General features: G+C 73.2%; 9 protein-coding genes. 3 read left to right on the top strand and 6 right to left on the bottom strand.

All coding sequences use genetic code 11. The features are described from left to right. The first annotated feature begins 95 nt into the window (after window positions 1-95). From GUY60_RS31300 to GUY60_RS31290, 3 genes are all read left to right on the top strand, one after another. Window positions 96-857: an enoyl-CoA hydratase gene (locus tag GUY60_RS31300; RefSeq protein ID WP_161703960.1), complete on the top strand. Its 762-nt coding sequence runs from the start codon at window positions 96-98 to the stop codon at window positions 855-857. A 102-nt stretch (window positions 858-959) separates the two neighbouring features. Beyond that, window positions 960-1,415: a tellurite resistance TerB family protein gene (locus tag GUY60_RS31295; protein WP_161703958.1), complete on the top strand. Its 456-nt coding sequence runs from the start codon at window positions 960-962 to the stop codon at window positions 1,413-1,415. A gap of 107 nt (window positions 1,416-1,522) precedes the next feature. After that, the gene (locus tag GUY60_RS31290; protein WP_161703956.1) at window positions 1,523-2,026 is read left to right on the top strand and encodes a GNAT family N-acetyltransferase; all 504 of its coding nucleotides are present in this window, start codon (window positions 1,523-1,525) and stop codon (window positions 2,024-2,026) included. Window positions 2,027-2,030: 4 nt separating this feature from the next. Here the strand turns inward: GUY60_RS31290 and GUY60_RS31285 are convergent, their stop codons facing one another. The 6 genes from GUY60_RS31285 to GUY60_RS31260 all read right to left on the bottom strand — a co-directional run bounded on the left by GUY60_RS31285 (window position 2,031) and on the right by GUY60_RS31260 (window position 7,446). Then, window positions 2,031-2,960, bottom strand: coding sequence for a M56 family metallopeptidase (locus GUY60_RS31285; protein WP_161703955.1), 930 nt, complete (start codon window positions 2,958-2,960; stop codon window positions 2,031-2,033). Window positions 2,961-2,966: 6 nt separating this feature from the next. Next, window positions 2,967-3,368: a BlaI/MecI/CopY family transcriptional regulator gene (locus GUY60_RS31280; protein ID WP_161703953.1), complete on the bottom strand. Its 402-nt coding sequence runs from the start codon at window positions 3,366-3,368 to the stop codon at window positions 2,967-2,969. Between the two features lie 99 nt (window positions 3,369-3,467). Next, window positions 3,468-4,286, bottom strand: a complete 819-nt coding sequence (locus GUY60_RS31275) for an ABC transporter ATP-binding protein (protein ID WP_161703951.1) — start codon at window positions 4,284-4,286, stop codon at window positions 3,468-3,470. Next, window positions 4,273-5,310, bottom strand: coding sequence for a taurine ABC transporter substrate-binding protein (locus GUY60_RS31270; protein ID WP_161703949.1), 1,038 nt, complete (start codon window positions 5,308-5,310; stop codon window positions 4,273-4,275). Before GUY60_RS31270 ends, GUY60_RS31275 begins: the two co-directional genes overlap by 14 nt. Before the next feature lie 67 nt (window positions 5,311-5,377). Next, complete coding sequence (locus tag GUY60_RS31265) at window positions 5,378-6,268, bottom strand: ABC transporter permease (RefSeq protein ID WP_161703947.1); 891 nt, start codon at window positions 6,266-6,268, stop codon at window positions 5,378-5,380. Next, window positions 6,265-7,446, bottom strand: a complete 1,182-nt coding sequence (locus GUY60_RS31260; protein ID WP_161703946.1) for an LLM class flavin-dependent oxidoreductase — start codon at window positions 7,444-7,446, stop codon at window positions 6,265-6,267. The genes GUY60_RS31265 and GUY60_RS31260 overlap by 4 nt, the downstream gene beginning before the upstream one ends. Between the last annotated feature and the right edge of the window lie 21 nt (window positions 7,447-7,467).

Here is a 7,467-nt window from a genome sequence, read left to right as displayed (position 1 = left end):
CGCCCCGCCCCCGCGTGGCATCGTGGCGACCTCGACCGCACCTCCAGGGCGCCGGCACGCACCGACGCGCCCCCCACGAAAGGGCACCCCGCGCCATGAGTGAACTCCTCGACGTGACCGTGGACCAGGGCACCGCCGTGCTCACCCTGAACGATCCCGGGCGTCGCAACATCATCTCCGGGGCCCTCGTCGACCGGATCGCCGCCGCCTTCGACGCGCTCGAGGCCGATCCCACGGTCACCGCGGTCGTCCTCACCGGCGCGGGCAGCGCGTTCTGCGCGGGGGCCGACCTGGCGGATCTGCTCGCCGCCGCCGACGGTGACGACACCGGGGTGCGGCGCGTCTACGACGGTTTCCTGCGGGTGGCCCGCTCCCCGCTGCCGACCGTGGCCGCCGTCAACGGCCCGGCCGTCGGCGCCGGACTCAACCTCGCGCTCGCCTGTGACGTACGGATCGCCGGGGCCTCCGCCTGGTTCGACACCCGCTTCCTGAAGATCGGCCTGCACCCGGGCGGCGGTCACACCTGGATGCTGCACCGGCTCGTCGGCCCGCAGACCGCCGCCGCGATGGTGCTGTTCGGTGAGCGGCTCGACGGCGCGGCGGCCGTGGCGGCGGGCCTCGCCCTGCGCTGCGTGCCGGATGCCGAACTCCTCGATACGGCACGTGAGTTGGCGGCGGGCGCCCGCGGTGTCGACCCCGCACTCGTACGCCGCACCAAGCAGACCCTGCGCACCGCCGGTGACGGTCGCGGCCACGACGACGTGCTCGCGGAGGAGACCGACGCCCAGTTGTGGTCCCTCGGCCTGCCCGACACCCGTGCGCGCCTCGACGAGCTGCGCCGCCGCATCGGTAAGTGAACGCGGCCGGGGCCCTGCTAAGTTCTACAGTGCTGTAGAAATAACTCGGGGTGTGGTCCGCCCCGCCCCGAGTGCACCCCCGACACCGTACGGAGTCCAGTCATGGCCCTGTGGGACCGCGTCAAGGAGTCCGCATCGACGATGCAGACCCAACTCAACGCCAAGAAGAACGACTTGAAAAGCGGCGCCTTCCGGGACGCGAGCATGGCGATGTGTGCCCTGGTCGCCGCCGCCGACGGCACCATCGACCCGTCCGAGCGCCGCAAGGTCGCCCAACTCATCGCCACCAACGACGTTTTGGCGAACTTCCCCGCCGACGACCTGCGGCGCCGCTTCGAGGCCAACTGCGACAAGCTCGCCGCCGACTTCGACTTCGGCAAGGTCAGCGTCCTCCAGGAGGTCGCCAAGGCGAAGAAGAAGCCCGCCGAAGCGCGCGCCGTCGTCCAGATCGGCATCGTCATCGGCGGCGCCGACGGCGACTTCGACAAGGACGAGCGCCAGGTCGTACGCGATGCCTGCTACGCCCTGGACCTGCCCCCGCACGAGTTCGACCTCTGACCCATCCGCGTACGGCCCGGGTGCGCGGCCCACGCGCCGCGCACCCGGGCCGCCGCGCACCGAAAGTCGCTTGCCGCGCCACCGGCCGCTGGGTAGCTTCGCCGCTCGTGACCGAGACCCTGCACACCGAACACCTGCTGCTCACCCCGTACACACCCGAGGACGAGGACGCCTTCGTCGCGCTGTTCCAGGACACCCGGGTGTCGCGCTGGATGGGCGACGGACCTTCGACCGCCGCGGACGACCGGGCCCTGTTCGGGCGGATCTTCACGAAGGTCTACGCGCGCGGTCTCTTCGACGTGTGGGCCGTCCGCCAGGACGGACAGCTGGTCGGGCACGCCGAGATCAAGCACACCGACATCGTCGACGGCCACGAGATCATCTACGCCCTGACCCCCGGCCTCTGGGGCCGCGGCCTGGGCCGCGAACTGGCCGAGGCGCTCGTCGCGTACGGCTTCGACACCCTCGGCCGCACCGAGGTGCACGCCACCGTGGCCGCCCCGAACACGGCCTCCCTCGCCCTCCTGAAGAAGACCGGCTTCGAACACGTACGGGACATCACCGAGGACGACGGCAGTACGACCAGGGTGCTGACCCGGACCAACCCCTGAGTGCCTACAGCGGCGTCGCCGCGTGCAGGATCAGCACCATCGTGACCGCCGAGTTCGCGGACGACATCGCCGAGACCGCCGTACCCACGGCAGCGCCCCACGCGGCGAGCCCCACCGCCGTACCGGCCGGGGGCCACACCCGGGCCACCGGCGCCGGGGAGAGCAGCGCCGCGACCCGGCGCGGTACGGGTCCCGGCGCGGCGAACGCGGCGAACGCAGGTGACGGCGCGTGCCGGGACACGAGCGCCGCCCGGCCGATCGCACGGGCCACCGTCCGGCGGCTGCCCACCACCCGCGCCGCGTCCTCGTCCGCCCACCGCTCGGCCGTGTAGACCACCGCCGTACGCAGCGGCCGCAGGAACGGATTGGCGCGCGCCGCCAGCTGCACCACGAGCAGGAACCGGTGGTGCCGGGCCGTGAGATGAGCCCGCTCGTGCGCGAACAGGGCCCGCCGCTCCCGTGGTTGGAGCCGGGAGAGTAGACCCGTGGTGGCCACGATCCGGCCGCGCGCGCCGGGCAGCGCGTACGCGTACGGCTCGTCGTCGGGCAGCACCACCACCGGGGACGCGGGCCGGTCGGCGAGCGCCCGGTGCGCGTTCCGCCGGACCGTACGGTGCCGCCACGCGAGGCGGCCGCAGGCCACGAACACCGCGAGCAGCGCCGGGATCGCGACCCGCCCGGCCACCTCGTCGTACGGGACGGCCGCGCGGACCTCGGGGTCCGACCAGCCGTCGGGCAGCGGGTTGCCGGGCAACTGCGCGGTGCCGACCACCATCAGGAGCCCCAGGCAGAGCGTGCTGCACAGCGCCATCACCCCGGCCACCACGGTGAGCAGCCGGGACGCGGTACGCGGATGCAGATGCTGCTCGGCGAGGCGTGCGATCGGCCAGGCGGTCAGCGGCAGCACCAACGGCAGGAAGACGAAGACGCCCACGGGCGGTCAGTCCTCGGGCTCGTCGGCGGCCTCACCGAGGAGGCCGCGCAGCAGCTGTTCGTCGTCCGGGTCGAGCGTGGTGACGAAGCTCGCGAGGACCGCCTCGCGGTCCGTCTCACCGTCCAGGACCTTGCGCATCCGCAGCGCGGCGAGGCCCGCCTCGTCGGCGGCCGGCTCCCAGAGGAAGGACCGGCCCTCGCGCCGCCGGGTCACGGAGCCCTTGGCGAGCAGCCGGGTGAGGATCGTCATGACGGTGGTGTACGCCAGGTCCGAGCCGAGCCGCTCCTGCACCCAGCCCGCGTTCACGGGGCCGTCCGCCGCGCGCAGCGCCGCGAGCACCTGCCCCTCCAACTCGCCCTGCCCGCGCCGCCGACGCGATTCGGGTCCATCGCGCCCGTCGCGCACCATGGCCCTCTCCTCTCTGCCACAACCGCCGCCCGGTTCCGGAACGGCCCATCGTACTGATCGCCGGGGCGTGGTCCGGGGGCCGGGCGGTGGCCGCCGGCGTCAGGGCACCGGGGCCGCTTCCACCCCCTCGGACACCTCCTCCGGCACCCCCCGCATCGTCTCCGTCAGCCGTTGCCGGAGGGCCGCGAACTCCGGTGTGCCGCGCAGGCCGTGCCCGGCGAGGGGCGGTTCGCGGGGCAGGTCGACGGGGAGTTCCGCCACGATCCGGCCCGGCTCTGCGGCCATCACGAGGACCCGGGAGCCGAGCAGCACCGCCTCCTCCGCGGAGTGCGTGACGAACAGCACCGTGGTGCCGGAGGCGGCCGCGAGGGCACGTACCTCTTCCTGCAGACGTTCGCGGGTGAGCGCGTCGAGCGCGGCGAACGGCTCGTCCATCAGCAGCACCCGCGGCTCCGTCGCCAGGGCGCGGGCGATGGCGACGCGCTGCTGCTGGCCGCCGGAGAGCTCCCAGACCCGGCGCCCGGCCGTGCCCGGCAGGCCGACCCGCTCCAGGAGCTCCGCGACGCGTGCTGCGCGTTCCGGGCGCGGCACGCCACGGCGGGCGAGGGCGAACGCGATGTTCCCGCCGACCGTCCGCCACGGGAAGAGTCGCGGCTGCTGGAAGACGACACCGACCCGTTCCCGTACGTCGACGGTCCCGGCCGCGACCCGCTCGAACCCGGCGACCGTACGGAGCAACGTGGTCTTGCCGCAGCCGGACGGGCCGACCAGGACCACGAACTCGCCCTCGGCCACGGTCAGTTGGACATCCCGTACGGCGGTGACCGGTGCACGCTTCGTGCCGTACCGCACGGTCACCGCGTCCAGGGCGATCACGGGCTGCCGCCGGTCCTCCGTGGCCGTGTCACTTCGTGGCATCGGCGAGCTCCCGTACGGCGAGGGCGGAGCGGAACGTGTCCCGCGACGGCACCGCGTCGACGGCCTTCTGGTCCTTGAGGAACCCGGCCGCGTCGTACAGGTGCGAGGCGAGCGCCCCCGGCTTGCCCGGTGTGCCGAGGTACGCCGGGTCCTGCTGCTCCTCGGCGGTGAGCAGCACCAGTTGGGAGAGCTGCTTCTCGGCCAGGGCCGGGCTGATGTTGAGCTCCGCGCCGATGGCGGTCGCGGCCTTGCCGGGGTCGGACTCGGTGAGGCGCACCGCACGGTCCTGGGCGCGCAGCCAGGCCTTGACGATCTCCGGGTGCTCCTTCGCGAAGGCGTCGGTGACCACGCCCAGATCGGCGGTGGGCTTGCCCGCGTCCGCGAGCGCGCGGCTGGTGGTGAGCACCTTGCCGTCCTTCGCCAGGTCGTCGAGGGTCGGCGTCCATACGTACGCGGCGTCGATGTCGCCGCGCTGCCAGGCCGAGAACACGTCCTGCGGCTGGAGGTCGACGAGCCGCACATCGGCCGGCTTCAGGCCCGCCGACTCGAGCGCGGCGAGCAGCGAGTAGTGCGCCGTCGAGCCGAAGGGCGTCGCGACCTTCTTGCCCTTCAGCTGCTTCACGGACGCGATGCCCTTCTTGGCGACGAGGGCTTCGTTGTCCCCGATCAGGTCATGGATCCACACGACCTTGTACGGGATGTTCAGCGGCTCGGACAGGCCCTTGGTGACCGGGCTCGACCCGGCGAGGCCCAGGTCGACGGCGCCGCCGATGACGGCCGTGTTCACGTCGGCGCCCGAGTCGAACTTCACCCACTTCACGTCGGCGTCCGGCAGGGCCTTCTCCAGGAGCCGCTGGTTCTTCACCACCAGGTCGGCGTTGGGTATCGACTGGTAGGCGATGCGCACCTGGACCTTGCCGCCGGACCCCGAGGAGTCACCCGCGCCCGTACCGCAGGCGGTGAGGGTGAGGGCGGCGGCGGTGCCAAGGGCGAACAGGACGGTGCGGCGCGAGGCCACGGTCATGACGTACTCCGAACAGGGTTGAGGAGAGGGCGAGTTGAGGGGGAGTTGAGAGGGAAGGGGGCTGGTCTCAGGTGCGGCCGCGCCAGGGGACGGCGGCCCGTTCGACGCCCCGTAGCGCCGCGTCCAGGGCGATGCCCGAGATGCCGATGGCGATGATGCCCGCGATGACGAGGTCGGTCTGGTTGTAGCGCTGGGCGTCGCGGATCATGCCGCCGATCCCCGGCACCCCGTTGATCGTCTCGGCGGCCACCACGGAGGTGTAGGCGACGCCCACGGCGATCCGGATGCCGGTGAGGATCTCCGGCAGCGCGGCCGGGAGCCGCACCGCGAGCAGCAGCGTCAACGGCCCGCCGCCCAGGCTGCGCGCGGCCTCCACCAGATCGCCCGGCACGGTGCGCACGGCGGCGGCCGTGGCGGCGGCGACGGGCGGCAGCGCGGCGATGACGAGCAGCCAGATCTTCGGCGACTCGTCGATGCCGAACCAGATGACGAGCAGCGACAGATACGCCAGCGGCGGCAGCGTCCGCAGGAACGTGACGGCCGGTTCGAGCACCACCGCGACGGGCTTGACGACACCGATCACCAGGCCGAGCGGCACCCCGACGAGCACCGCGTACCCGGTACCGACACCGATCCTGCGCAGGCTCACGCCGAGGTGCTCGATCAGCAGATGGCCGCTGTAGCCACGTACACCGTCGTGTGTCGTTGACGCCTGGACGAAGGCGTGCCACACGTCGCCGGGCGACGGCACGAGCACGCGCGGCCACACCTCGGCGACGACGACCAGGTGCCACACCGCGAGCAGCACCACGAGTGCGACGGCGCGCAGGGCGAGCCAACGCAGCGCGAGCAGCCGGGAGTTGGTGCCGGACGGCCCGGCGGGGGTCGAGCTCGCGGACCTCTCCGGGGGCTTGCGCGCCGGTTCCGTCGTCCTGCGCGCGGCCTGCGTCAGGCTCATCGGGCACCGCCGGGACGGCTCGGAGCGGACACCGCGGCGGGGCCTTCGGAGGCTGCGGGGCCTTCGGAGGTGGCGGGATCTTCGGAGTCGGCCGCCTCGACCAGGGCGCGCAGCCGTGGCGCCACCTCCTCGCCGACCCGGAACGCCTCCTCCAGATGCGGGTACCCGGAGAGCACGAACTCGTCGACGCCGAGCGCCCGGTACTCGTTCAGGCGCGCCGCGACCTCGTCGTGCGAACCCACGAGCGCGGTGCCCGCGCCCTCACGGACGAGCCCGATCCCGGCCCACAGGTTGGGCGCCACGGTGAGCCGTTCGGCGGAGCCGCCGTGCAGCGCCGCCATCCGGGCCTGCCCGGTGGAGTCCATCCGCGCGAACCGCTCCTGGCTCGCGCGCACCGCCTCCGGGTCGAGTCCGCGCAGGATGCGGTCGGCCTCGGACCACGCCTCGCCGGCGGTGTCGCGGCTGATCACATGCAGCCGAACTCCGAAGCCCAGCGCGGGATTCCGGGACCGCAGCCGCGCGATCCGCTCGGCGATCGCGGCTGGCGGCTCGCCCCACAGCAACTGCACGTCCGCCCGCCGCGCCGCCACCTCCTCCGCCGCGGGCGAGGCACCACCGAAGTAGAGCGGTACGGGGTACTCGGTGGCGGGATCCGTCAACTGCGCGCCGTCCAGACGGATGTGCTCGCCCCGGTGGTCGACCCGCTCTCCGTGCAGCAGGGCCCGGAGCGTGGCCATCACCTCGTCGGTACGGCGGTACCGCTCGTCGTGCGCCAAGTGGTCGCCGTAGGCCCGCTGTTCGGCCGGATCACCACCAGTGACGACGTTGAGCCGCAGCCTGCCGCCGCTGAACCTGCGGAAGGCGTCGGCCTGTTGGGCGAGCAGGGTCGGGCTGGCGAAGCCGGTACGGAACGCCACCAGGAACCCGATCCGCTCCGTCACCTGCGCGAGCGCCGACGTGACGATCCACGGGTCGACACAGCCGAGCCCGACCGGCGTCAACAGCGAGGTGAATCCGGCGTGTTCGGCGGCCCTTGCGACCTGCGCGAGATAGCCGATATCGGCGGGACGCCGGGTCGCGGACCCGGTCCTGGCCTGCACGGCGGTGACCCCACCGGGGTCGCGTCCGTCGCCGCCCGTGGGCAGGAACCAGTGCAGCAGGGGCGGTGGGGTGGGCATGGCGGAACCTCGCGAGAAAGG

This window comes from Streptomyces boluensis (assembly GCF_009908195.1).
Taxonomy (GTDB): domain Bacteria; phylum Actinomycetota; class Actinomycetes; order Streptomycetales; family Streptomycetaceae; genus Streptomyces; species Streptomyces boluensis.
Note: the sequence above shows the minus strand (reverse complement) of the source record. Positions and strands in the feature narration are given on the sequence as shown.